This window comes from Pseudomonas sp. LBUM1647, assembly GCF_059716175.1.
In genome coordinates this window covers 3437404-3461721 of record NZ_CP166809.1, presented here as the reverse complement: position 1 = coordinate 3461721, position 24318 = coordinate 3437404, and the positions used below count along the sequence as shown (strand labels likewise).

At 60.5% G+C, this 24318-nt stretch carries 17 protein-coding genes and 1 tRNA gene; 8 read left to right on the top strand and 10 right to left on the bottom strand.

The annotated features are described in order from the left end of the window. Position 1: 1 nt before the first annotated feature. From fdhE to ACA059_RS15670, 4 genes are all read left to right on the top strand, one after another. The gene (gene fdhE, locus ACA059_RS15685; protein ID WP_497629987.1) at positions 2-928 is read left to right on the top strand and encodes a formate dehydrogenase accessory protein FdhE; all 927 of its coding nucleotides are present in this window, start codon (positions 2-4) and stop codon (positions 926-928) included. Positions 929-991: 63 nt separating this feature from the next. Then, positions 992-2416, top strand: coding sequence for an L-seryl-tRNA(Sec) selenium transferase (gene selA, locus ACA059_RS15680; protein ID WP_497629986.1), 1425 nt, complete (start codon positions 992-994; stop codon positions 2414-2416). Beyond that, the gene (selB, locus tag ACA059_RS15675) at positions 2413-4320 is read left to right on the top strand and encodes a selenocysteine-specific translation elongation factor (protein WP_497629985.1); all 1908 of its coding nucleotides are present in this window, start codon (positions 2413-2415) and stop codon (positions 4318-4320) included. The genes selA and selB overlap by 4 nt, the downstream gene beginning before the upstream one ends. 6 nt (positions 4321-4326) lie before the next feature. Then, positions 4327-4422: transfer RNA gene (locus ACA059_RS15670), tRNA-Sec, on the top strand. 249 nt (positions 4423-4671) lie between these two features. On the opposite strand, the gene phaC is transcribed toward ACA059_RS15670, so the two are convergent. The 3 genes from phaC to phbB all read right to left on the bottom strand — a co-directional run bounded on the left by phaC (position 4672) and on the right by phbB (position 8455). Then, positions 4672-6375: a class I poly(R)-hydroxyalkanoic acid synthase gene (gene phaC, locus ACA059_RS15665; protein ID WP_497629984.1), complete on the bottom strand. Its 1704-nt coding sequence runs from the start codon at positions 6373-6375 to the stop codon at positions 4672-4674. A 97-nt stretch (positions 6376-6472) separates the two neighbouring features. Next, a complete protein-coding gene (locus tag ACA059_RS15660; RefSeq protein WP_497629983.1) occupies positions 6473-7651 on the bottom strand; it encodes an acetyl-CoA C-acetyltransferase in 1179 nt (392 codons plus the stop codon). A gap of 57 nt (positions 7652-7708) precedes the next feature. Continuing rightward, entirely contained in the window at positions 7709-8455 is a 747-nt protein-coding gene (gene phbB, locus ACA059_RS15655) for an acetoacetyl-CoA reductase (protein WP_497629982.1), read from the bottom strand. Positions 8456-8816: 361 nt separating this feature from the next. On the opposite strand from phbB, the gene ACA059_RS15650 reads away from it, so the two are divergent. Further along, positions 8817-9854, top strand: a complete 1038-nt coding sequence (locus tag ACA059_RS15650) for an AraC family transcriptional regulator (RefSeq protein WP_497629981.1) — start codon at positions 8817-8819, stop codon at positions 9852-9854. Between the two features lie 184 nt (positions 9855-10038). On the opposite strand, the gene ACA059_RS15645 is transcribed toward ACA059_RS15650, so the two are convergent. Next, positions 10039-12507, bottom strand: a complete 2469-nt coding sequence (locus ACA059_RS15645; RefSeq protein WP_497629980.1) for a DUF3141 domain-containing protein — start codon at positions 12505-12507, stop codon at positions 10039-10041. A 254-nt stretch (positions 12508-12761) separates the two neighbouring features. Between ACA059_RS15645 and phaP the strand changes: the two genes are divergently transcribed. Further along, positions 12762-13331, top strand: coding sequence for a TIGR01841 family phasin (gene phaP / locus ACA059_RS15640; protein ID WP_056742252.1), 570 nt, complete (start codon positions 12762-12764; stop codon positions 13329-13331). A 35-nt stretch (positions 13332-13366) separates the two neighbouring features. Here phaP and phaR read toward each other — a convergent pair whose 3' ends face one another. The 6 genes from phaR to ACA059_RS15610 all read right to left on the bottom strand — a co-directional run bounded on the left by phaR (position 13367) and on the right by ACA059_RS15610 (position 21037). Next, entirely contained in the window at positions 13367-13915 is a 549-nt protein-coding gene (phaR, locus tag ACA059_RS15635) for a polyhydroxyalkanoate synthesis repressor PhaR (RefSeq protein WP_347805055.1), read from the bottom strand. Between the two features lie 145 nt (positions 13916-14060). Beyond that, positions 14061-15329, bottom strand: coding sequence for an OprD family porin (locus tag ACA059_RS15630; protein ID WP_497629979.1), 1269 nt, complete (start codon positions 15327-15329; stop codon positions 14061-14063). Between the two features lie 127 nt (positions 15330-15456). Then, complete coding sequence (locus tag ACA059_RS15625; RefSeq protein ID WP_497629978.1) at positions 15457-17229, bottom strand: acyl-CoA dehydrogenase C-terminal domain-containing protein; 1773 nt, start codon at positions 17227-17229, stop codon at positions 15457-15459. Between the two features lie 65 nt (positions 17230-17294). Further along, on the bottom strand, positions 17295-18965 hold the full coding sequence (locus tag ACA059_RS15620) for a cation acetate symporter (protein ID WP_497629977.1): 1671 nt from the start codon (positions 18963-18965) through the stop codon (positions 17295-17297). After that, entirely contained in the window at positions 18965-19291 is a 327-nt protein-coding gene (locus tag ACA059_RS15615; RefSeq protein WP_008146418.1) for a DUF485 domain-containing protein, read from the bottom strand. The genes ACA059_RS15620 and ACA059_RS15615 overlap by 1 nt, the downstream gene beginning before the upstream one ends. A gap of 123 nt (positions 19292-19414) precedes the next feature. Continuing rightward, complete coding sequence (locus ACA059_RS15610; protein WP_497629976.1) at positions 19415-21037, bottom strand: acyl-CoA synthetase; 1623 nt, start codon at positions 21035-21037, stop codon at positions 19415-19417. A gap of 229 nt (positions 21038-21266) precedes the next feature. Between ACA059_RS15610 and ACA059_RS15605 the strand changes: the two genes are divergently transcribed. Together ACA059_RS15605 and ACA059_RS15600 are read left to right on the top strand one after the other, a co-directional pair. Then, the gene (locus ACA059_RS15605) at positions 21267-23543 is read left to right on the top strand and encodes a PAS domain-containing sensor histidine kinase (RefSeq protein ID WP_497629975.1); all 2277 of its coding nucleotides are present in this window, start codon (positions 21267-21269) and stop codon (positions 23541-23543) included. Positions 23544-23547: 4 nt separating this feature from the next. Beyond that, a complete protein-coding gene (locus ACA059_RS15600) occupies positions 23548-24183 on the top strand; it encodes a response regulator transcription factor (protein ID WP_497629974.1) in 636 nt (211 codons plus the stop codon). Positions 24184-24318 lie beyond the last annotated feature (135 nt).

Here is a 24318-nt window from a genome sequence, read left to right as displayed (position 1 = left end):
CTTGGCAACGATTCTTGAGCCCGGTGAGATCGAAGCGGCGGCGAGCTCTCCACCGTTTCTCTACCTGCCACCAAAAAACCTTTTCACCTTGCGTGCAGTGCGCCTGGAGCGTCTGGTCGACGGGCATCCACTGGCCGATTACCTGCGGCTGGTGACGGGCCTGTGCCACGTGCAGCAGTGTCTGATGGACGATCCGCCCGTCACCGCGATGCCCGATGCCGAGCGCCTGCGGGTGTGCCAGCAACACGGCTTGCCACCGTTCGCCGCCGACAGTCTGGTGCGCGAGGACAACTGGCTGCCGTACCTCGAAGCCCTGTTGCAGCGTTACCAGCCACCGCCGCGACCTGCCGTGGAAAAAGCCGTGGCGACCTTGGGCAGTGCCAATGCCGGGCAACTCAAGGCCTGGGCGATTGCGCTGGTTAGCGGCCAGTTCGCCTTGTTGCCCGCCGCCGTGGTGCCGTTTCTCGGCGCGGCGTTGCAGGTGGCCTGGAGTCATTGGTTGCTGAGCACGCCGGACCTTGCGCTGAAGCCCGGCGACAGTCTGAGTCAGTGCCCGGCCTGTGGCTCGCCGGCCATGGCCGGCGTGATTCGCCATCGCGGCAAATACAATGGCTTGCGCTATCTGGTCTGCTCGTTGTGTGCCTGCGAATGGCATGTGGTGCGGGTCAAATGCGTGTATTGCGAACAAAGCAAAGGCCTTGAATACGTCAGCCTCGATGACGACCGCCATGCCGCCAATCAGGCACCCATACGCGCGGAGGTCTGCCCCGGCTGCCGCAGCTACCTGAAACTGCTTTACCTGGAAAACGACGCCGAGGCCGAAGCGCTCTCGACGGACCTGACCAGCCTGCTGCTGGACATGCGCCTGGAGCAGGAAGGCTACCAGCGTCCGGCGCCTAATCTTCTGCTGGCACCCGGTGGTGACTGAGCTATCCCTTTGAGCTGAGCGGCTACACTCAGGCGCGACGGTCAACGTTTGCGGGAGCGCCTGATGTCTTCCAGATCCGCCAGCCCAACCCTGCGGCTGCCCTCCATCGACAGTTTGCTGCGCCATCCCGCCTGCCAACCATTGGCCGAGCGTTACGGGCGTGATGCGCTGCTGGCCAGCCTGCGGCAATTGCTCGATGATTTGCGTGAACCGGTCCTTTCAGGGCAACTCGACGCCATTGAAATCGCACCCGAAGCGTTAGCCGGCAGGGCGGGTGAACGCTTGGCCACTCAGCATCGCAGCAACGTGCGCCGGGTGTTCAATCTCACCGGTACGGTGCTGCACACCAATCTGGGGCGAGCGTTGTTGCCGGAGGAAGCGATCGAAGCGGTGCAGATGGCGGCCCGTTATCCGCTTAACCTGGAATTCGACCTGCACAGCGGCAAGCGCGGCGACCGTGATGACCTGATCGAAGGCCTGATCCGCGAGCTGACCGGCGCCGAGGCGGTGACGGTGGTCAACAACAACGCCGCGGCGGTGTTGCTGACGCTCAACAGCCTGGGCGCACGCAAGGAAGGCATCATTTCCCGGGGCGAATTGATCGAAATCGGTGGCGCCTTCCGCATTCCCGACATCATGGCGAGAGCCGGGGTCAGGCTCCACGAAGTCGGCACCACCAATCGCACCCATGCCCGCGATTACGAGGGGGCCATCGGCCCCCGTAGCGGTTTGGTGATGCGCGTCCATGCGAGCAACTACAACATCGAAGGCTTCACCGCTCGGGTGCCGACCGCCGAGTTGGCACTACTCGCGCATAAACACGGTTTGCCATTGCTTGAAGACCTCGGCAGCGGCAGCCTGCTGGACCTGACGCGTTGGGGCTTGCCCGCCGAGCCGACGGTGCGCCAGGCGCTGATCGATGGCGCAGACATCGTCACCTTCAGTGGCGACAAGTTACTGGGTGGCCCCCAGGCCGGGTTGATTGTCGGCCGCAAAGACCTGATCGCGAAGATCAAGAAGAATCCACTCAAGCGCGCCTTGCGGGTCGACAAACTGACCCTGGCCGCCCTCGAAGCGGTGTTGGGCTTGTACCGCGATCCTGATCGGCTGGCCGAGCGGCTGCCGAGTTTGCGCCTGCTCACCCGACCCCAGACGGATATCCTGGCCCAGGCTGAGCGCTTGCAACCTTCGCTGGCCAAAGTCTTGGGCGATGGCTGGAGCGTCAGCGCAATACCGGCGCTGGGCATGATCGGCAGCGGCAGCCAACCGGTGGCGCGATTGCCAAGTGCGGCTTTATGCCTGCGACCGCATGCGTCCAAACGTCTTCGCGGACGGCAGCTGCACGGTCTGGAATCGGCCCTGCGTGCGTTGCCGATTCCGGTGCTCGGGCGCATTGATGACGATGCGTTGTGGCTGGATCTGCGGCAATTGGACGATGAGCCGGCGTGGCTGGCGCAACTCGATCAAATTGCAGGAGCCGCAGAGTGATCGTTGGCACCGCAGGGCACATCGACCACGGCAAGACAGCCTTGCTCCAGGCCCTGACCGGCCAGGCCGGCGACCGTCGCCGGGAAGAGCGTGAACGCGGCATGACCATCGACCTCGGCTACCTTTACGCGGCGCTGGAACCGCAAGCGCCCCTGACCGGTTTTATCGATGTGCCCGGCCATGAGCGCTTCACCCACAACATGTTGGCTGGGGCTCAGGGCATTGATCTGGTGTTGCTGGTGGTCGCGGCCGACGATGGCGTCATGCCGCAGACCCGCGAACACCTGGCCATCGTTGAACTGCTGGGAATCCCTCGGGCGCTGGTGGCGATCAGCAAATGCGACCGGGTCGAACCGTCCAGAGTGCAAGCCGTTCGCGAGCAGATCCAGACATTGCTGGCCCCGGGACCCTATGCCAACGCGCCGCAGATTGCGCTGTCGAGTGTGACCGGGGAGGGCGTCGAGACGCTGCGACAGGCCTTGCTCGCGGCGCAACGTGAAGTCCTTCAACGCAGCACCACCGGCGGTTTTCGCCTGGCGATTGATCGTGCCTTCAGCGTGGCCGGCGTCGGCATCGTGGTGACCGGCACTGCGTTGTCCGGTCTGGTGGCGGTGGGCGATACGCTGATGCTCGGCCCGCAGGGCAAACCCGTGCGTGTGCGCGGCCTGCATGCGCAGAATCGGGCCGCCGAAGTCGCAATGGCCGGACAGCGAGTGGCGTTGAACCTGAGTGCCGAACGATTGGCCCTGGAGCAGATTCATCGCGGGCACTGGTTGTTGGCCGAGTGGCTGTACGCGCCGACCCAGCGAGTGGATATCGACCTGCAATTGTTAGCCAGCGAACCCAAAGCCTTCGAGCACTTTCAACCTGTGCACATTCACATGGGGACTCAGGACGTGACCGGGCGGGTGGCATTGCTGGAAGGCTCCAGCCTGACGCCGGGTGAGCGGATGTTCGCGCAACTGCTGCTGAATGCGCCGGTGCAGGCGGTGAAGGGCGATCCCTTGATCCTGCGTGACCAGAGCGCCCAACGCACCCTCGGTGGCGCGCGGGTGCTCGACCCGTTTGCACCGACCCGACAACGCCGCAGTCCCGAACGGTTGGCGCAGCTACACGCCCTCGCCACACGCAATGAGTTGGAAGACAGCCTGCCGGCGTTACTGGCCAACAGCGACACCGGGCTCGATCCCCAGCGTCTGGAGCGTCAGTTCAACCGCCCCCGCAACACGTGGGTTTTGCCCGATGACGTGCGCCTGATCGACACCCGCCAAGGTCCATTGCTGTTCAGTGCGGCCCGCTGGGAAGCGCTGAAAGCGCCATTGCTGGAACACCTCGCACGTTTTCATCAACTGGAACCGGATCAAATGGGCCCGGACCGGGATCGCCTGCGGCGGTTCACTGGCACAGCGCTGGACCGTCCGACGTTCATCAGTCTGCTCGACGAATTACTCGCCAGCGGTGCCATCGCCACCAGCGGACCATGGCTGCATTTGCCCGATCATCAGGTGCGTTTGAGCGAAGACGACGAAGCCCTGTGGCAACACTTGCAACCGTTGTTCGAACAGGCTGGATTTGATCCGCCGTGGGTGCGCGACCTTGGCCATGACGAGGCGGCCGTGCGCTTGCTGCTGTGCAAAATGGCGAGGCTGGGATTGGTGCATCAAGTCGTCCGTGACCTGTTCTACACCGACACGATGATCCGCCGATTGGCGGCTATGCTTGTGCAACTGGCCGCGCAAAACCCGGTGATTCAGGTCACGGCGTTTCGTGATGCGGTGGGCCTGGGTCGCAAGCGCAGCATCCAGATTCTCGAATACTTCGACCGGATCGGCCTGACGCGACGGTTTGGCGACAAGCGCCATATCCGCCTCGACAATGCCTTGGCCCAACGCACCGACCACTGACTTCAAGGAAGGCAATCGCGCCCGGTGGCGCGGCCGGGCTTCAAACCCGGTTGGGGACGGCATCCGTTCCCGGGCAGGTTCGACTCCGGCTGCCTTCCGCCATTTTCAATCATGCTGGCTGAACCGAGCACTGGATCGACTCGCCCCATCCGAGTAGTCACAGATCCACCGTGGCGAGGGGATTTATCCCCGTTCGGCTGCGCAGCAGTCGTAAACCCTAAGTACGCGGTAAGTCTGACTCACCGCATTTTCTGACCTTACGACTGCTTCGCAGCCGAACGCAGCCTCGCAAGCTCGACAGCTGCAACAGGGACTACCACAGCACCCGCGTTTTTCGCGCGGGGTTGTCGATCACTGCATCACGTAACGCCCCGGCGCCGACTCAATGGCGGGGTATTGGGCGTTACCGGTATGCAGCACCGAGGGCTGGCGTTCGCCAGACTGTTCAGCCAGCCAGACGAACCAGTCATTCCACCAGCTACCGGAATGTTGCTGGGCGTTCTTGAACCAGGTTTCCGGGTTTTTGGTGACCCGGTTGTTGGTCCAGTAGTGGCGTTTTTCCTTGGCTGGCGGGTTGATCACCCCGGCGATATGCCCTGATGCGCCCAGCACAAAACGCTTGGTCCCGGAGAGCAACTCGGTGCTGGCGTAAGCGCTTCTCCACGGCACGATGTGATCGTCATGGGTAGCGAGAATGTACGCCGGAGCATCGATGGCGCGCAGGTCCAGCTTGACCCCGCAACAGTCCAGCTCACCGGATTTCAGGTCGTTCTGCAGATAGGTGTGGCGCAGATACCAGCAATACATCGGGCCGGGGAGGTTGGTGCTGTCGTTGTTCCAGAACAGCAGGTCAAGGGGGATCGGTTTCTGGCCCTTGAGGTATTTGTCGACGTTGTAGTTCCACCACAAGTCGTTGGGGCGCAGCAGCGAGAAGGTATTGCCCATGTCCTCGCCCTTGAACAGGCCGATGGGGCCATCCAGGCCGCCGATGGTGCGCTCGCGGTAGGCCACCAATTGTTCGTCGACGAAGATGTCGATGGGGCCGGTATCGAGGTAGTCGAGGAAGGTGGTCAACAGGCTCACGCTGCCAATCTCGCGGTCACCACGCGCCGCCAGGACCGCTAGCGCCGAACTCAACAAGGTGCCGCCGATGCAGAAGCCGACGCAATTGGGCCGCTGCTCGCCGCTGATTTCACGGGTCACTTGCAGGCCTTTGATGATGCCGGTTTCGATCAGGTCATCCCAGGTGGTGCCAGCGTGTTCCTGGTCGAAGTTACGCCACGACATCAGAAACACTGGGTGCCCTTGTTTCAACAGGTGGGCAACCATCGAATTGTCCGGGCGCAGGTCGAGAATGTAGTACTTGTTGATGGACGGCGGCACGACAAACACCGGGCGCCGGTACTGGGTTTCGCTTTGCGGGTAATACTGAATCAGCTGGAAAAGTTCGTTCTCGAACACCACTTCGCCCGGGGTGTTGGCGAGGTCAACACCGACTTTGAAGGCGCCGGCGTCGCACTGGCGCATCTTGCCTTCTTGCAGGTCGCTGGCCAGGTGCAACAGGCCGGTGAGGAGGCTGCTTCCCTGGGTATCGACGACCCGTTGCAGTGCATCGGGGTTACTGGCCAGAAAGTTACTCGGCGCGCCGGCGGCGATGGCTTGTTCCACCAGATAGAGCAGGCGCTGACGCGGCTTTTTGTCGGGGATCGCCAACTTGTCCAGCAGCTTCAGCAGAAACCCTGCGTTGAGCAGGTAAAACGCGGCGAGCGAGCCGAACAGTGGCTGGCTCCAGTTGCCGCTGGAAAAACGTCGATCGTCAAAGCTGAATGGGCGACCGGTCAGCAGTTGCTGGCCGAGTTCGCCCCATTGCTGTTGGTAATCCGATTGAAGGCTGTCCAGGGTGCCGCGCGGCAGGTCAAACCACTCGTTGTATTCCTGGCCGGTAAACCACGGATTGCTACTGACCCAGAGTCGTAGTTGTTGCACTGCAAAGGAGGCAATGAACGGAACCTGGCCTGACCAGAAGGTGTTGAAGGTATGCGCGTTATTGTCCATGGAACTCCTTGCCCACTTACGTAAACCGGGCAGAAAAAAAACCGCGGCGCCGGACTTCGGCGCCGCGTCAGCAACTTAAGCAAACACTCCTGTGTTTCTAGCGCTCGATGACCAGGCTGACGCCTTGGCCGCCACCGATGCACAACGTAGCCAAACCTTTTTTGCCATCGCGACGAATCAGCTCGTGCAACAGCGACACCAGAATCCGCGCACCCGATGCACCGATCGGATGACCCAGGGCAATCGCGCCGCCGTTGACGTTGACTTTGCTGGTGTCCCAACCCAGTTCTTTGCCGACTGCCAGTGATTGCGCGGCGAACGCTTCATTGGCTTCGATCAGGTCGAGGTCGTCCAGGCTCCAGCCGGCTTTGGTCAATGCCAAACGGGTGGCCGGTACCGGGCCGATGCCCATGATCGACGGGTCCACGCCAGCGCTGGCGTAAGCCTTGATGCGTGCCAGAACCGGCAAACCGAGGGCCAGGGCCTTGGCGGCGCTGGCCAGCATCAGTACGGCGGCACCGTCGTTGAGGGTCGACGAGTTACCGGCGGTCACGCTGCCGTTTTTCTGGAACGCGGGTTTGAGGTTGCCCAGCGCCTGCAGTGTGCTGTCCGGACGCGGCTGTTCATCGGTGTCGAAGACCAGCGGCTCACCCTTGCGCTGAGGAATCAGGATCGGGGTGATTTCGCGCTTGAAGTAGCCCGCTTCGATGGCCGCAGCGGCTTTCTGTTGCGAGGCCGCGGCGAAAGCATCCTGGTCTTCGCGACTCAGTTCGTACTTACTCGCCAGATTCTCGGCGGTGATGCCCATGTGGTAGTCGTTGAAGGCGTCCCACAAACCGTCCTGAATCACGCTGTCTTGCAGTTGTGCATGACCCAGACGCAAACCGGTGCGGGCCTTGGGCAGCACATATGGCGCCAGGCTCATGTTTTCCTGACCGCCGGCAATGATGAGTTCGGCGTCGCCGCAACGGATGGCCTGGACCGCCAGCTGGACAGCCTTGAGGCCCGAGCCGCAGACCTTGTTCAGGGTCAGGGCAGGGGTGGTATGGGGCAGGCCGGCCTTGATTGCCGTCTGGCGTGCCGGGTTTTGCCCCGAGCCTGCGGTGAGTACTTGGCCGAGGATCACTTCATCGATCTGCGAGCCGTCCAGACCGGTCTCTTCCAGCAAACGGCGAATGACCGCCGCGCCCAGCTCGGTGGCTGGAATCGCGGACAAGGCACCTTGAAAACTGCCAATGGCGGTACGAGTAGCGGCAACGATTACGACTTCGTTCATGCGTGACCTCATTAAGATTTTGTCGAGCGAAAGCAGGGCATCCATGCCCTGACAGGTCTATTGCATGTTCATGCCGCCGTTGACCGAGAAGTCGGCCCCGGTGCTATAGGCTGATTCATCGGAAGCCAGCCAGGCCACGATGGAAGCGATTTCTTCAGGTTGGCCGAGACGCCCGACCGGTGTGGCCGCGATCATGGTGTCGAGAATGTCCGGGCGGATGGCCGCGGTCATGCTGGTCTGGATGTAGCCTGGGGAAACGGTGTTGACGGTTACGCCCTTGCCGGACACTTCCCGCGCCAGTGCCATGGTGAAGCCATGGATGCCGGCCTTGGCCGCGCTGTAGTTGGTCTGGCCGAACTGGCCGCGCTGACCGTTGATCGAGGAGATGTTGATGACCCGTCCCCAACCCTTGGCCAACATCCCTTCAATCACCTGTTTGGTGGTGTTGAACAGGCCGCTCAGGTTGGTGCCGATGACCGCGTTCCAGTCTTCGGGCGTCAGCTTGCGAAAGGACGCATCACGCGTGATGCCGGCGTTGTTGACCAATACATCGATCGGGCCGAATTGCTCACGTGCCATCTCGAACGCTTTGCGCGTTGATTCCCAATCGGTGATGTCGCCATAGATGCATTCGAATTGATAACCCGCCGCCAGTTGACCGGCAATCCACTCATTCTTGCGGGCGGAGTCAGAGCTGCAGCCCACGATGACCTTGAATCCCTCCTTGTACAGGCGCTGGCTAATCGCAGTGCCAATCCCACCCATACCACCTGTGACCAACGCAATACGACCAAGCGACTTCATAAGCTCTCTACCTTTTTGTGTTTTGCGCTGCAAGATGGGCGATTGTTCGGCATTGGCGGGGTGTGCGGAAGTGTTGAGAGGTGACGGTCTGGTGTCCAACGGTGCCATGCACGAAATGAAACTGAACTTTCTGTCGTCGCCTCGACGCTCATCTGTAGCAGCTGCCGAGCCCCCTCACCACAGCCTCGCGGGCTCGGCAGCTGCTACAAGGCGACGACTGGTCTGAAATAGTGGTTAAAAGTCAGGAGTACCTATACTGGGATCAATAGTTCAATTTAAAACGCCAGTTACTATTTGCTGTACCGTAGATCAGTCATGGCTCCGGACAGGATGTTCGGTTCCACAGGTCATTGAGGACGCCATGTATAGAATGAGTTCAGGCTATGCCAGCGTGCTGGTAAATACGCTCTCGGCTCAAGGACTGGATGTTGCCAGTCTGTGTCGGGAGGCTGGACTAGACATTAATCTCGCGAACGAACCAGGAGCGTTTTGCGAGCGAAGGGCTATCTATCGACTATGGGATCTGGCCGCTCAGGCCTCGGGGGATCCGGACATTGGCTTAAGGGCCTATGGAAGTTTCCACCCCGGCAGCTTTCAGATCGTCGGCTACACCATGATGTCCAGCCTGAATCTGAAAAAAGCCCTTGAACGACTGGTCCGTTTCAGTCCGTTGATCGGCACCGGGTTCAGCCTTTTCTTTACATCGGAACAGCAGAATTACCGACTTTCCGGGCTCGATCATCAACAACAGGGTTCGGTCAAACCTCGCCAATACACCGACGCAGGGCTGGCTTCATTACTGGGCTTCTGCCGTAAGCTGGCGGGCGGCAACTCACCGCAACCCTTGAGCGTGGGATTCACCTATCCCGAACCTGAAGACACCTCCGAGCATCGTCGGCTGTTTGGCTGCGACCTGCATTTCGACGCGCCTTACGACAGCATTGTGTTTGACGGTCAGGAACTGATGCGTCCGTTGAACATGGCCAATGAAGCGTTGGCGGTGCTGCATGACAGTTTTGCCGAGGCGCAACTGGACCTGCTGTTTGGTTTTTGCATTGTCAGCAGAATTCGCGCGCTGATTACCGAGCGTTTGAGTCAGGATCATGGACAGTGCGACATGGAGTCGATCGCGGCGGCATTGAACATCAGCAAGCGCACGCTACAACGCGCGCTGGAAAAGGAAGGGACGCAATTCAAGGACGTGCAGAACGATGTGCGCCGGCAATTGGCCGATTTCTACCTGCGCCATTCTCACTTCAACATGAAGCATGTCGCGTATCTCCTTGGTTTTCATGATCACAGCAGTTTCAACAAAGCCTGCAGCCGCTGGTTTGGCATGACGCCCGGCCAGTATCGGGCCGATGAATCGTTTGAAATCAAGGAAGCCGCGTCGGTCTGACGCGGTCCTGTGTGGCGAGGGGATTTATCGAAACGTCGCACCGCCCCGTTGGGCTGCGAAGCGGCCCCGAAATCGGAAACCGCGGTGTATCAGGTACACCGCACACAATGGTTTTACGACTGCTTCGCAGCCGAACGGGGCGGTGCGACGTTTCGATAAATCCCCTCGCCACACAGGTTGCTCATCAGGGTGCAGAAGGTTTCTTCGCGCCTTTTTTGCCCTTGGCGGGTTTGCGCGTTTTTGTCGGCGCTACCGGGGCAATCGGCTCAGCGACGACCACCGCGGCCTTTTGTTTGACGGACTCTCGCACGACGACCGGAGTTTGCGGCTTGATCGGCTCTGGGGTTACCGCCGGGACTTTCTCTTCGATGGCATCGGCTTCACCGGGTGGTTGAGTCAGGCTGAAACCTGGCAGCGGCACGTCAAGCAGCGTGTGCAGCTCACGCCAGAAGAGGTTGTCTGCGCCGCTGGTCAGCAGTTCCGGTAGCAAGTTGGCGACGGCCGCGAGCACTTGCTGGCGTTCTTCGACCTCGGGAAGCATCAAGGGCAGGCTGTGCAGGCTTTCTTGCGGATGGGTGGCGACCAGCAGTTTTTGCAGGCGCAGGGTTTCGCGCAAATCAAGCGGCTCGGCACTGTAGTCCTGGAGCAGCACTTGCAGTTGCAGGATCAATTTTTCGACGCTTTCCTTGCCCGGCTCGTCGCTGTCGCGGCCCAGCAGGAACAGGATCCGTATCAAGGCTTCCATCAGGCCGCCAAGGGGCAGGGCATCCTGCAAGCGCTCGATCAAAACCTTGTCGTGCTGCTCGGCATGTTCCTGAAGATTTCGCCCGGGTGCATTGCCGGTGAGGCTGTTGAGTACGCCATACACGCCGTAGAAACACATTTCCTGAGCCGCATCGCGCAGATCCCGATAGCCGTTCAAGGCGTCCTGCACCTGGTTGGAAAACAGTTCCTGCCAGACCAGCAACGGGTTGTTCTGGCTAGCGGGGTGACGATCCTTGCTCACTTGAGCGGCACTGCCTGCCAGCCACCACAGCGCCGGGTTCAAACTGCTCCAGGCCACTTGTTGCTGATGGAAAGGGTGCGCCCGGCGCAGCATTTCGGCGCTCGGTTCGTTGATCAGCTGGCGCAACCACGGGCGTATGAATTCGTCGTACACACTGTTGTTGATATCGGACGCGCGCTGGACCAGCGCAAATTCGCGGTCGTCATCACGAGGCGGCTGCACCTGGCCATGGATGTCGGCGATACGCCGGCGTTCGAAACGCACGGCATACGGCGTCGCCGAATTCTCCGGCAGGTCTTCGATCAGCATTTCATACAGCCCGGCTGACAGCGCATTGATCGCATCGACCGCACCGAGCAACTCACGGTGTTCGCGCCGCGCCACTTCGCCGGACACAAAGATGCCCAGGTGACCGATGCTCGCGTGCCGCAGGTAAACGATGGTGCGTCCGGCATTTTGCAACGCGAGATCGCTGGGATAGACGTCGGTGATCCAGTCCAGTGCCTGCTGCGGGGAGGTGATGTTGTCACCATACGAGCAGAACACCACCACCGGCACTTCGATCAATTTGAGGTCAAGCCCGCTGCTCTTGCGCCCCAGGCCACCGGACAGCCGATTGCCGATGAACAGGTCGTCGACAATCATCTCGATCTCTTCGCCATTGAGCAGGGTCGGGCTGCCCCACCAGCGTTCGAAATCCAGAAAGCGTGCGGCCTCGCTGTCGACTTCACTGAACAGGTGGTAGTACTTGCCCCACCAGGTGTTGGCCGGGTCCAGGTTTTCGAAATTGCTGACCAGCCAGGTGCCGTCGAAACGGTCATTGCCGAGGTCGCTACCGAGGCGCGCCATCCAGCCACCGCCCAGCAAACCGCCGGTGTAGCGCATCGGATTGCGGCCATTGATGCCGGCCCAGTACGACAACGGCGCACCGTTGACGATGATCAGCCCCGGTAGCTCCGGACGGGTGGCCGCGAGCCCCATTAACGCCCAGCCCGCCTGGCAGTTGCCGATTACCACGGGTTTGGTGCTGTCGGGATGTCGGGCGCTGACGACTTCGATGAACCGCGCCTGGGCTTCTGTGATATCGGCAAGGGTTTGCCCCGGGCGGGGCGAATGACTGAAGGAGATGAAGTAGGTGGGGTGGCCGGCTCTCAGGCTTTCGCCGATGACCGAATCCTGTTTGAACCCGCCGATTCCCGAGCCGTGACCGCCGCGGGGGTCAATGATGATCACCGGCTGTTTTTTACTGTCGATTTGTTGCCCCGGACCGCCGAGGACTTGCAACAACGAATAGTTGACCGGGCGGGGCAGGTCTTCACCGGCGACCAGCGTTTCATGATTGAACTTGAGCAGCAGCGGATACCCGGCACGTTCGTGGGCCAGGGTGTTGTCGCCGCGCTGACGCAAGGTATCCCAGAACAACACGCTGCGTTGGCCGAGGTCCGTGAAGTATTCCTGCCAGTCAGCAGGTGTTGGCTGTCGGAGTTGCCCAAGGCTTAAAGGCGCGAAGGTTTTTGCCTGGCGCTTCTGCACGGCGTCGAGGACGTTACGGGTATTGAGGCGTTGCAGATGATTCAGGTGTTCGAACAAGCCGGCGGGTTCGGAGAACTCTTCATCTTGCAGCGCAATATTTAATTCCTGAGCCATCGTGATCTCCTGACGCTGTACATGGGAACCGGCCTATCAGACCCTTTAGTTTAAGAGGGCTAGCCTGGCCGTTCGATGAGCAGGAGTTTACAGCGAATAAGGAGGGCTTTAGCAAAGGTTATTTTGCAGCGCACAAAAATAGACGTTGCCAAATGGTTTTGTGCACTGCAATATCAAGGCTAACGCGATGACTGGCCGGATCGCTATCGCGTCCTCAGGTCCATCAGGGCCTTCCAGTACCAGGAGATTCAAGCATGTCTTTTTTCAATTCGGAAAAACTGCAAACCGCTCAGAAAGCCAACCTCGATCTTTTGCAGCAAATCAGCGGCAAAGTCTTCGCCAGCGTTGAACAGCTCAGCCAGTTGCAGTTCAAGGCACTGCGCGACTCCACCGAAGAGCACTTCGAAGGTGTTCGCAAGCTGCTGGCCGTCCGCGATCCACAAGGTTTCGCCGAGCTGCAGGCTTCTTTCACCCAGCCGAGTGCACAGACCGAACGTCTGGCCGAATTCAACCGTCAGGTTCAAGCACTGATCGTCGGTACTCAGTCGGACATCGCCAAACTGACCTCGGGTCAGGTCGAAGCAGGCACCCAACAGGTGCAAGAGTTCGTTGAAGCCATCAGCAAGAATGCACCAGCCGGCTCCGAGCCTGTTGTGGCAGCGTTCAAGTCGAGCCTGGCGAATGCCGGTACTGTGTTCGAAAGCGCACAGAAAGCCGTAAAACAGGCTGCCGATGTGGCTCAGAGCAGTTTCGACGCAGCAACTGCCGCGGCTACCAAAGCTGCTCCAGAAGCAAGCGCCAAGGCTACCAGCGGTAACAAGTAAGTCACGTCAAGCAAGCGGCACAAATGGCGATGGGTTCATTCCCCATCGCCATTTTTTTTCGGCCCGTTATCGGTGCCGGGTTTACCGCTAAACATGCCAAACAGGTTCTGGGTATTGAGATACAACGCCTTCGACTGGTCGACATATTGGCGCATCAGGTCCTGCATGACCGGGGCTTGCTGATGCATGAAGTCGCTCCAGGCCTCGGACGACTGTGCGCCGGTCTGGGACTGGATGTCGATCACGGTCTGAATGCTCTTGTCCAGATAGCTGCCGAGAACGCCCTGATAAGGGCCGTAGAACTGGATAATCCCCATCAGCATTTCGCTGGTGAAGATGGGCTCACCGCCGCTTTCGGCTTCCAGAATCACTTGCAGCAGGATGCTGCGGGTCAGATCCTCGCCGCTCTTGGCATCGACCACCTGAAAGGCAATTTTGTCGACCACCAACTGGCGTATGTCCGCCAGCGTCAAATGACTGCTGGTGTGGGTGTCATACAGTCGGCGGTTGGGGTACTTCTTGATCAGGCGGGGGGTGGTATCAGTCATGCGGGGCGTCTCGCGGCGGGCCTGGTTTGCAGGCATCTTAACCTACTCCGGCCACTGAAGCGGTTTGGTGTTGGGAGGGAGGGGCTAAGGGCAGAATCAAAAGATCGCAGCCTTCGGCAGCTCCTACAGAAGGAATGCGTACCCCGTAGGAGCTGCCGCAGGCTGCGATCTCTTGATCTACTTACCAGATCGGCAGGGTGTAACTGACGATCAGGCGATTTTCATCCAGGTCGCTGCCGAAGTTGGTCGAGCGAACCGTCGCGTTACGCCATTTCACGCCGACATTCTTCAGCGGCCCGCTCTGCACGACATAACCAATGTCGGTATCACGTTCCCATTCCTTGCCTTCCGGGCGGTTGCCGCCCAAATCGATATTGTCGCCGGTGAGGTAGCGGGTCATGAAGGTCAGGCCCGGAACGCCAATGGCTGCAAAGTTGTAGTCGTAGCGCGCCTGCCAGGACTTTTCGTCTTTGCTGGCGAAGTCGCCGATCTGCACGAAGTTCACCAGGAAGGCATCGGTGCCGTTGACGTAGGCGTAGCCGGTGTCGCCGCTCATGCCTTGATAGCCCAGGCCCAACGCATGCCCGCCGAAGTTGTAGGTGAACATCGCGCCAATGGCATTGTTATCGACATTACTGCCGCCATCGTCCGTGGAGCGGGCGAAGCGCAGATCCGTCTTCAGCGACTGGCCGGTTGTGACTGGCAACACGTAGGTCAGGTTGACCAGGTGCTGGCTGTAGAAGTTGTCGAGGTGACCGTAGCTGTAGCCGGTGGCGAGGTTGCTGGTCCATTTGTAGTTAAGGCTGGCGAAATCGAAGCTGTCGCTATCGACATGACGTGTGGTGATGCCCTTGGCGCCGGTTCGGGTGATGCCCATGTCCTCGTAGTCCGAGGAGTCGCGCTGATTGACCTGCGTCAGTCGCCCGGCATCCACGGTCAGGCCTTCGAGTTCCAGCGACGTCAACTGGCCGCCCTTGAAGGTTTGTGGCAACAGCCGTGAATCGTTGGCCAGTACCGTCGGCAGTTTCGGCAGTAGCGTGCCGAGTTTCAATGTGCTTTTCGAAGCACGCACTTTGGCGGTCAGGCCCAGTTCGCCGTACTCGTCCTGCGCACCTTTGCTTGTGTCGCTATGGCGTTTGAGCAGGCCGGAGCCTGCGCGATCAGGGCTGGAATCGAGCTTGACGCCGACCAGGCCAATCGCATCGAACCCCACGCCGATCAAACCTTCGGTGAATCCCGATTCATAGCGCAGCAGGAAACCCTGGGCCCATTCCTCTTGTTTGGATTGGGCGGCGTTGTCCTGGCGATAGTCACGGTTGAAATAGAAGTTGCGCAGCTCAAGGCTGGCCTTGCTGTCTTTGACAAAGTCCGCAGCGGCGGGGGCCGAGAGGCTGATGACGCCGCCGGCCAGCAACAGTCGGGTAGCGAGGGTGCGGGTGTTGCGGTCCATGGTGAAGCCCCTTTGTTTTTATTATGGAAAGACAGGTCCCGCGGCCCTCGCCAGGTGGGCGAGGGCTTATCGATAAAAAACGCGAACGCCCAAAGATAGGAGCGTGGCGCCGCGTGCGGTTCAATCGTTAGAACTGTTCGGCGCTCAGGCCAAACAAGGAGGCGCTGCCCGCGCGGATGGATTGCTCCAGACTCAAAATGCGCGGCAGCAAGCGGTGGATATAGAAGTCGGCGGTGGCGATCTTCGCGCCATAAAACCCTTCGTCTTCGTGCAGCTTTTGCTTGGCAACCTGTGCCATGCGCGCCCAAAGCCAGGCGTAGGCGACGTAACCGAACAGGTGCAAATACTCCACCGACGCGGCGCCGACTTCGTTGCGGTTGGTCGCGGCCTGATCCTGCAGCCAGTCGCTCAGGTCTTCCAGACGCTGCACGGCATCGAACAGTTGAGCGGAGTAGGGCGCGTCCGGCTGATGGGCGAAATGACGGATCTCACCGGTGAACTGGCGCAGCGCGAAGCCCTTGTCGGCGAGCACTTTACGTCCGAGCAAGTCCAGGGCCTGAATGCCGTTGGTGCCTTCGTAGATCTGCGCGATGCGCACGTCACGGACCAATTGTTCCTGGCCCCATTCGCGGATGTAGCCATGGCCGCCGAACACTTGCTGGCCGTTGATGCAGCTTTCCAGGCCGGTGTCGGTGAAAAAAGCCTTGGCCACCGGCGTCAGCAGCGCGACCAGGGTTTGCGCGCTGTCGCGTTCCTTGGCGTCATCGGAAAACTTCGCCAGGTCCAGTTGCTGCCCGACATAACTGGCGAACGCACGGCCGCCCTCGGTCATGGCTTTCATGCTGAGCAGCATGCGGCGCACATCGGGGTGGACGATGATCGGATCAGCCACTTTGTCCGGAGCAATGGCACCGGTCGGCGCGCGGCTCTGCACACGTTCACGTGCATAGGCGACGGCGCTTTGATAGGACGCTTCGGCGCAGCCAATGCCCTGAATGCCGATGGACAAGCGCTCGTAGTTCATCATGGTGAACATCGCCGCCAGGCCTTTGTTGGCTTCACCGACCAGCCAGCCGCTGGCGCCGTCGAAGTTCATCACGCAGGTGGCCGAGGCCTTGATGCCCATCTTGTGTTCGATCGATCCGCAACTCACCGCGTTGGCATCGCCGAGGGAAACGTCGGCATTGACCAGCACTTTGGGCACGACGAACAGTGAGATGCCTTTCGGTCCCGCCGGTGCGTCCGGCAGTTTGGCCAGCACCAGATGGACAATGTTTTCGGTCAGGTCCTGATCGCCACCGGTGATGAAGATCTTGCTGCCGGTGATGCTGAAACTGCCGTCGGCCTGTGGTTCGGCGCGGGTGCGGATAATCCCCAGATCGGTGCCGGCGTGGGCTTCGGTCAGGCACATGGAACCGGCCCAGCGGCCTTCGTACATCGGCGGCAGGTAGAGGTTTTTCAGGGTGTCGCTGGCGTGGGCATCCAGCGCCAGACAGGCACCGGAACTCAACGCCGAATACAGCGCGAAGCTGGAATTGGCGCCGTAGAGCATTTCTTCGAACTGCACGGCGAGCATCTTCGGCATGCCCATGCCGCCGAAATCGGCGTTACCGGAAAGACCCACCCAGCCGCCTTCGATGTAGGTGGCATAAGCCTGTTTGAAACCGATTGGCGTGCTGACCTGGCCATCGACCCACTGGGCGCCTTCCTCGTCGCCGCTGCGATTCAATGGCGCAATCAGGTGCGAGGTGACTTTGGCCGCCTCCTCAAGAATGGCGTCAGCGGTGGCGGCGTCGACACTGTCGGCCAGGGCTGGCAGGCGTGCCCACAGGGCCGGGGCATCGAACACTTCATGCAGCACAAAGCGCATGTCGCGCAGCGGGGCGTTGAATTCGGGCATAACGTGAACCTCAAAAGGTTGTGCGATGGGCACGGCGCCGCTTGAAGCAGGCCGTGCCCTTTCAATCAATGAGCGGAAGCGCTGGCGGCACCGAGGCCGGTCTGGGCGCGAACGAACTGGTCGGCGTAAGCGTCACGCTCCTTGTCGGCCCGCACGCTGCGGTCGAGTTTCGACACCACGACGATCACCAGGAACGCCAGCGGCATGGAGAACAGCGCCGGGTGGTCGTACGGGAAGATCGCGTGAGCATGGCCGAGCACGGTGACCCAGACGGCTGGCGAGAGGATCACCAGGACCAGCGCACAGATCAGGCCGGCGAAACCACCGATGATCGCGCCTTTGGTGGTCAGGCCTTTCCAGTACATGGCCATGATCAGCACCGGGAAGTTGGTCGATGCGGCGATGCCGAAGGTCAGGCCCACCAGGAACGCGACGTTCATCTTCTCGAACAGAATGCCCAGCAGAATCGCGATGATGCCCAGGCCCACGGTGGCCATGCGGGTCACGCGCATTTCCTGTTTCTGGCTGGCTTTGCCTTTCTTGAACACCGTGGCGTAGAGATCGTGGGATATCGCCGAGGCACCGGCCAGGGCCAGCCCGGAGACCACCGCAAGAATGGTGGCAAAGGCCACGGCCGAGAGGAAACCGAAGAACAGGTTGCCACCGACCGCTTTGGCCAGGTGCATGGCGACCATGTTGCCGCCACCAATCAAGGCTCCGCCGACTTCACCATTAACGTAGTACTGCGGGTCGGTGCCGATGATCACCATCGCGGCAAAGCCCAGGGTGCAGACAACAAGGAAGAAGAAGCCGATGAAACCGGTGGCGTAGAACACCGACTTACGCGCTTCCTTGGCGTTAGGCACGGTGAAGAAGCGCATCAGGATGTGCGGCAGACCGGCAATCCCGAACACCAGGCCCAGCGACATCGAAGCGGTGTTGATCGGGTCGGCGAGCATTGAGCCGGGGCCCATGATGTTCCAGCCACTGGCATGGGCTTCGACGGCTTTGGTGGCCAGGGTTTCGTAGCTGAAGCCGAATTGCGACATGGCCATGAACGCCAGGGTCGTGCCGCCAGCAAGCAGCAAAACGGCCTTGATGATTTGCACCCAGGTAGTGGCGATCATGCCGCCGAAGATCACGTACACCAGCATCAGTGCACCGACGATCACCACGGCTACCGGGTAGTCGAGACCGAACAGCAACTTGATTAATTGACCGGCACCGACCATCTGCACGATCAGGTAGCAGCACACCACCGTCAATGAACCAAACGCGGCGAAGATCCGCACTTTGTTCTGGTCCAGTCGATAGGACACGATGTCGGCAAAGGTGTAGCGCCCCAGGTTGCGCAGACGCTCGGCCATCAGGAAGGTGATGATCGGCCAGCCGACGAAGAAGCCGATGGTATAGATGAAGCCGTCATAACCCTTGGCGAACACCAGGCTGGACAACCCCAACAGCGTGGCGGCGGACATGTAGTCGCCGGCAATCGCCAGACCGTTCTGGAACCCGGTGATGCCACCGCCCGCGGTGTAGAAGTCAGAAGTGGATTTGGTTTGCCGTGCGGCCCACCAGGTGATGGCCAGCGTGCCCAGCACGAAGACGAAGAACATGCCGATCGCATGCAGGTTGAGTGGTTGTTTTTCCACCGCACCCAGCGCGGGCGCAGCCAGTACAACGGAGGCCGGCAAGAGCCCGGCAGCGACGAGGAGAAGTTTACGCAGCAGAGTCATCACTTGCTCTCCTCGAGAATGGCGGCGCCCAGTGCATCGAAACGCGTGTTGGCGCTGTAGACGTACCAACCGGTCAATAGCCAGGAAAAAATGATGATCGCCGCGCCAACCGGCATGCCCAGGGTCAACATCCGATGCTCGGCGAGCGGCGCATGCAGCCACTGCGGGGCAAACGCCACCACCAGCATGAACGCGTAGTAAGTGCCAAGCACGGCAGCACTCAGCGACCAGGCCAGGCGCGAACGGCTGCTCACCAATTGAAGGAATTTCGGGTTGGACCGAATGCGTTCACAGCGTTGGGTATCGGTTGAATGGATGTCGATCATGGGTGGCTCCACCTTGTTTTTGTTATCAGTGTTTGGGGCAGGGCGGGGCCGAATCCGGCCTGCACGAGCCCGAGGCGGCAGGTAAAAACACCTGCCGCCTGGCGGGTACAACGTTGGTTCGGGTTAGAGCGCCTTGGCCCTGTCGCGCAGAACGTACTTCTGGATCTTGCCGGTTGAAGTCTTCGGCAGCAGGGTGAAAACCACCGTGCGCGGGACTTTGAAGCCGGCCAGGTGTTCGCGGCAGAAACTGATGATGTCGGCCTCGCGAACGTCCTGGTGATCAGCCTTCAATGTGATAAAGGCGCAGGGCGTTTCGCCCCACTTCTCATCGGGACGAGCGACGACGGCCGCTTCCATGACGGCTGGATGGCGATAGAGCACACCTTCCAGTTCGATGGTGGAAATGTTCTCGCCGCCGGAAATGATGATGTCCTTGAGTCGGTCCTTGATCTCGACGTAACCGTTCGGATGACACACCGCCAGGTCGCCGGTGTGGAACCAGCCGCCTTCGAACGCTTCAGCCGTCGCGGTCGGGTTCTTCAGGTAGCCCTTCATCACGGTGTTGCCGCGCATGAAGATCTCACCGATGGTTTGACCATCTCGCGGGGTCGGCTCCAGCGTCTTCGAGTCGCCGACCATCACGCCTTCGAGCGTCGGGTAGCGCACGCCCTGGCGGGATTTTATTTGCGCCCGTTCGTCCAGCGGCAACTCATCCCATTCGGCATGCCAGGCGCAGAGCGTCACCGGACCATAGGTTTCGGTCAGGCCATACACGTGGGTGACCTTGATGCCCATTTCTTCCACGGCACCGATCACTTTGGCCGGCGGTGCGGCGCCGGCGACCATGGCGTTGACCGGGTGATCGATCGCCGCTTTCGCCGATTCCGGCATGTTGACCAAGGCATTGAGCACGATCGGCGCAGCGCACAGATGGGTGACCTGATGTTCGCGGATCAGCGTGAGGATTTTCTGTGGATCGACCCGGCGCAGAAACACATGCACACCGGCCATGGCGGTGATGATCCACGGGTAGCACCAACCGTTGCAATGGAACATCGGCAGGGTCCAGAGGTAGACCGGATGGTTGCCCATGGCCCAGGTCATCTGGTTGCCCAACGAGTTCAGGTACGCACCGCGATGGTGATAGACCACACCTTTCGGGTTGCCGGTGGTGCCTGAGGTGTAATTCAGCGAAATGGCGTCCCATTCGTTCGTCGGCCATTGCCAGGCGTAGGCCGGATCGCCTTCGGCCAGCAGCGCTTCATAGTCCAGATCGCTGACCGCCTGGCCTTCGCCGTATTCCGGGTCATTGACGTCGATGACCAGTGGCGGGTGATCCAGCATGCCGATCGCCGCGTGAATCACATCATGGAACTCGCGGTCGGTAATCAGCACCTTGGCTTCGCCATGCTGCAGCATGAACGCAATGGCTTCGGCATCCAGACGCACGTTGAGCGGGTTGAGCACGGCACCAATCATCGGCACGCCGAAATGCACTTCAAGCATCTCGGGAATGTTGGGCAGCATCACCGCCACCGTGTCGTTCTTGCCGATGCCGCGACCGGCCAGTGCCGAAGCCAGGCGCCGGCAACGGGTGTAGGTCTGCGCCCAAGTGCGGCGGATAGAGCCATGGATGACGGCGGGGTAGTCTGGATAAACGCTGGCGGTACGCTCGATGAAGCTGAGCGGAGACAAGGCAATATGATTGACAGCCGCAGGGCTTAGCCCTTGTTCATAAATCGACATGTACGGGTACTCGGTGGCTGATTGTTAGCTCTATGGGTGACCTTGCAGCGTAGCCGCTGGGTCCCCTTTTATGTCAGGTCTGCTTTATATAACATTCAGCTACAGATATGGAAGTACAACCTACGTCATATAGGATATGTACTATATTTGATTCTGCCAGGTCTAAATGAATACAGTCACACCGCCAAGGCCGGTATATCCTTGGCTTCCCCAACGAAGCGGACCTGTGATGACCCTGACCCCCGTTCGATTGCACAGCTGGTTGCGCCTGCAGCGCGAGGGTGTGTCTCTGGCCGCCCGGGCCGATGCGTTGTGCCGTGCGCTGCAGGATTGCCCCGAGGTGCGCCGGGCGGTTTATCTGAGTTGGCAAGCCAATGCGCGGATTTACAGCCACGAGGGCGCCGCCCAGCATTTTCCGCCGGGGCTGGGCGACCCTTCGCTGGCCAGCGATCAGCGGCTGTTTGATCGGCTGGTCGAGGCGGGGCGGCTGGACCTGGCTCAAGTACGTCAACTCGATTGCTGGTTGGCCGGGCGACTGCGCCGGGCGGCTATCAGCCATGGCCAGGTGTTTGATCTGGCCTTGCAACCGGGGCAGCCGGGGTTGTTGCTGGTGGAAGTGTGCGAGGGCGTGAGCCTTGATTGGCTGGGTTGGGTGCAAGACTTGCTGACGACCTTGCTGAGCAGCGTCAACGGCATGCTGCGGGGCTCGCCGCTGTTGGGTCACGATCCGCAACCGAGTCTGTTGCTCGATGCGCAGGGCCGGCCGCTGGAATTCAATGCCGCGCTGTTGGCACTGCTCGCCGAAAAGCCGCTGACCGATGTGCTGGGCTTTTTGCCGGTGAATCACCGGGTGCTGGTCCGTGCCTGCCTCGACCAGCAACGCGCCATCGAAGGGGTCGAAGCCCAATTCCAAGCGCAGATTCTGATCTGGACGTTTATCCCCGATCCCCAGGACAACCGCGTGCTCGCCCGTTGCCGCGATGCCACGGCACAAGTGCTGGCCGAGCGTGAAGCGGCCACGGCACGGCGGTTGTACCGGCTGATCATCGAAAACACCACCGACCTGATTTCCAGGCATACACCCGACGGGCGCTTTCTCGATGCCTCGCCCGCGTCCTGGACATTGCTCGGCTACTGGCCGGAGGAGTTGCGCGGGCAAATGGCCCAGGGCTTGTTCCATGGTCAGGACCTGGCCAGCCTGGTGCAGCGCGCGCGGGATGCCCTGGAGCAGGACGGTTATCACACAATGACGTATCGCATTCGTCATCGAGACGGGCATTACCTGTGGTTTGAAACCGCGAGCCGGGCGATTCGTGAGACCTACACCGGGACGGTGGTCGAAGTGGTCAGCGTGTCCCGGGACATTACCGCCCGGGTGCAAGCCGAAGAGAACAAGCGGCGCCTGGCGGAGGTCGTGGAAGCCAACACCGATCCGGTGTTGTTCATCGACCCCGAGGGGCAAGTCACTTACCTCAATCCAGCGGCGCGGCGCATTCTCGGGATCGACGAGCAACAACCGATGCCAGCCCTGGCGCAATTGTTCGCCAGCGCTGACCTGGCACGTCTGCAGCGTGATGGCTGGAGCAGCGCCGAGCGCGACGGTGTCTGGAGCACCGATGCGCGGTTGCAGCCACCGGGAGGCGGTACTTCCGTGCCGGTGTCGCTGGTGCTGCTGGCGCACCGTTCGGCCGGCGGCGAGCGCTATTACTCCTTGGTGGCGCGGGACATGACCGAGCGAGAGCTGCGTGAGGTGCAACAGCGCCGCCATCAGGATGAATTGGCGCACACCGCGCGGTTGGTCACCCTGGGTGAGTTGGCCTCGGGCATCGCTCACGAAATCAACCAACCGTTGGCGGCGGTGGTCAATTACGCCAATGCCAGCCAGCGCTATTTACAGACGCTGGATTCCAATCCCCAGGCCGCCGCCCGAGTAGCGCAAGGGCTGGAGCGCATTACCCATCACGCCACGCATGCTTCAGAAGTGATCAGACGTTTGCGCGCGTTTCTGCGCAAGGGACAACGCCGGATGCAAGCCCTGAATTTCACCGACGTCGCCCGCGAGGCCGTGCGTTTGTGTGCCTGGGAAGCGAGCAATTGCCAAGTGACAATCGAGGATCGCCTACCGGATAATCTGCCGCCGATTTATGCCGACCGGGTACTGCTGGAGCAGGTGCTGCTCAATCTGTTGCGCAATGCCATCGATGCCAACCGCGAACAACATCCGGGGCAGCCGTCACTGATTGTGATGGCTGCGGGGCAGGGCGGTGGTGCAACCGTGGAAATCAGTGTGCAAGACCAGGGACCGGGCGTCAGCGAGCCCGAACTGGAGCAGATATTTACCCCGTTCTATACCAGCAAGGCCGATGGCCTGGGACTTGGCTTGTCCATGAGCCGCAGCATCATCGAAGGCTTCGGTGGCGAATTGCAGGCCCGACGCCAACCTGTCGGGCTGCTGATGTGCTGCCGTTTGCCGCTGGCCGGCCCAACAAAACAACAACAGGAATAACGTAATGGCAGGTGTGACGGAGCACGTGGTGTATGTGGTCGACGACGATCAAGGCATGCTCGACTCAACGGTCTGGTTATTGGAATCGGTAGGGCTCAAGGCCTTGCCATTTACCAGTGGCGTGGAGTTTCTCAGTGCTTGTGATGCCACGCTCGATGCCTGCGTGCTGCTCGATGTTCGCATGCCCGGCATGGGCGGTTTGAACGTGCAGGAAGAAATGCGCACACGTGAGCTGAACTTGCCGATCATCTTCGTCAGCGGGCACGCGGATGTGCCGATCGTGGTTCGCGCCTTCAAGGCGGGCGCCCATGACTTCATCGAGAAGCCCTATAACGAGCAATTGCTGCTGGACAGCGTGCAACAGGCGCTCAGCAACTGCGCGGCAAACCGCACGGGCAATCAGGGTCATGAAGCCTTGCAGGCACGTTTGCTGACACTGACCCCACGGGAGCGCGATGTCTTGCTGCCGCTGGTTCAGGGTTACACCACCCGTGAGATCGCTGAGCAACTGGGCGTGAGCGCAAAAACCGTCGATCTGTATCGCTCGCGGGTGATGAAACGCATGCAGGCCAATACCTTGCCGGATTTGGTGGGGATGGCGATCGCTGCTGAACTGGTTGATCCGCTGAAGCTGCGGTGAGTTGCGCAAGGGTAGGAGGGGTATCAGATGAATCCACCCCTCACCCCAGCCCTCTCCCCAGTGGGGAGAGGGGGAAAGGGAGCCGATCTCCACGCTTTTCAAAGCCTGCGTTCACCTTGATATTTCAGGTCGATG

Bases quoted from the DNA above. Each gene is read 5' to 3' on its own strand.
- selA (WP_497629986.1), top strand. From the start codon at position 992: ATGTCTTCCAGATCCGCCAGCCCAACCCTGCGGCTGCCCTCCATCGAC.
- phaC (WP_497629984.1), bottom strand. From the start codon at position 6,375: ATGGACAATAACGCGCATACCTTCAACACCTTCTGGTCAGGCCAGGTT.
- ACA059_RS15660 (WP_497629983.1), bottom strand. From the start codon at position 7,651: ATGAACGAAGTCGTAATCGTTGCCGCTACTCGTACCGCCATTGGCAGT.
- phbB (WP_497629982.1), bottom strand. From the start codon at position 8,455: ATGAAGTCGCTTGGTCGTATTGCGTTGGTCACAGGTGGTATGGGTGGG.
- ACA059_RS15650 (WP_497629981.1), top strand. From the start codon at position 8,817: ATGTATAGAATGAGTTCAGGCTATGCCAGCGTGCTGGTAAATACGCTC.
- ACA059_RS15645 (WP_497629980.1), bottom strand. From the start codon at position 12,507: ATGGCTCAGGAATTAAATATTGCGCTGCAAGATGAAGAGTTCTCCGAA.
- phaP (WP_056742252.1), top strand. From the start codon at position 12,762: ATGTCTTTTTTCAATTCGGAAAAACTGCAAACCGCTCAGAAAGCCAAC.
- phaR (WP_347805055.1), bottom strand. From the start codon at position 13,915: ATGCCTGCAAACCAGGCCCGCCGCGAGACGCCCCGCATGACTGATACC.
- ACA059_RS15630 (WP_497629979.1), bottom strand. From the start codon at position 15,329: ATGGACCGCAACACCCGCACCCTCGCTACCCGACTGTTGCTGGCCGGC.
- ACA059_RS15625 (WP_497629978.1), bottom strand. From the start codon at position 17,229: ATGCCCGAATTCAACGCCCCGCTGCGCGACATGCGCTTTGTGCTGCAT.
- ACA059_RS15620 (WP_497629977.1), bottom strand. From the start codon at position 18,965: ATGACTCTGCTGCGTAAACTTCTCCTCGTCGCTGCCGGGCTCTTGCCG.
- ACA059_RS15615 (WP_008146418.1), bottom strand. From the start codon at position 19,291: ATGATCGACATCCATTCAACCGATACCCAACGCTGTGAACGCATTCGG.
- ACA059_RS15610 (WP_497629976.1), bottom strand. From the start codon at position 21,037: ATGTCGATTTATGAACAAGGGCTAAGCCCTGCGGCTGTCAATCATATT.
- ACA059_RS15605 (WP_497629975.1), top strand. From the start codon at position 21,267: ATGACCCTGACCCCCGTTCGATTGCACAGCTGGTTGCGCCTGCAGCGC.
- ACA059_RS15600 (WP_497629974.1), top strand. From the start codon at position 23,548: ATGGCAGGTGTGACGGAGCACGTGGTGTATGTGGTCGACGACGATCAA.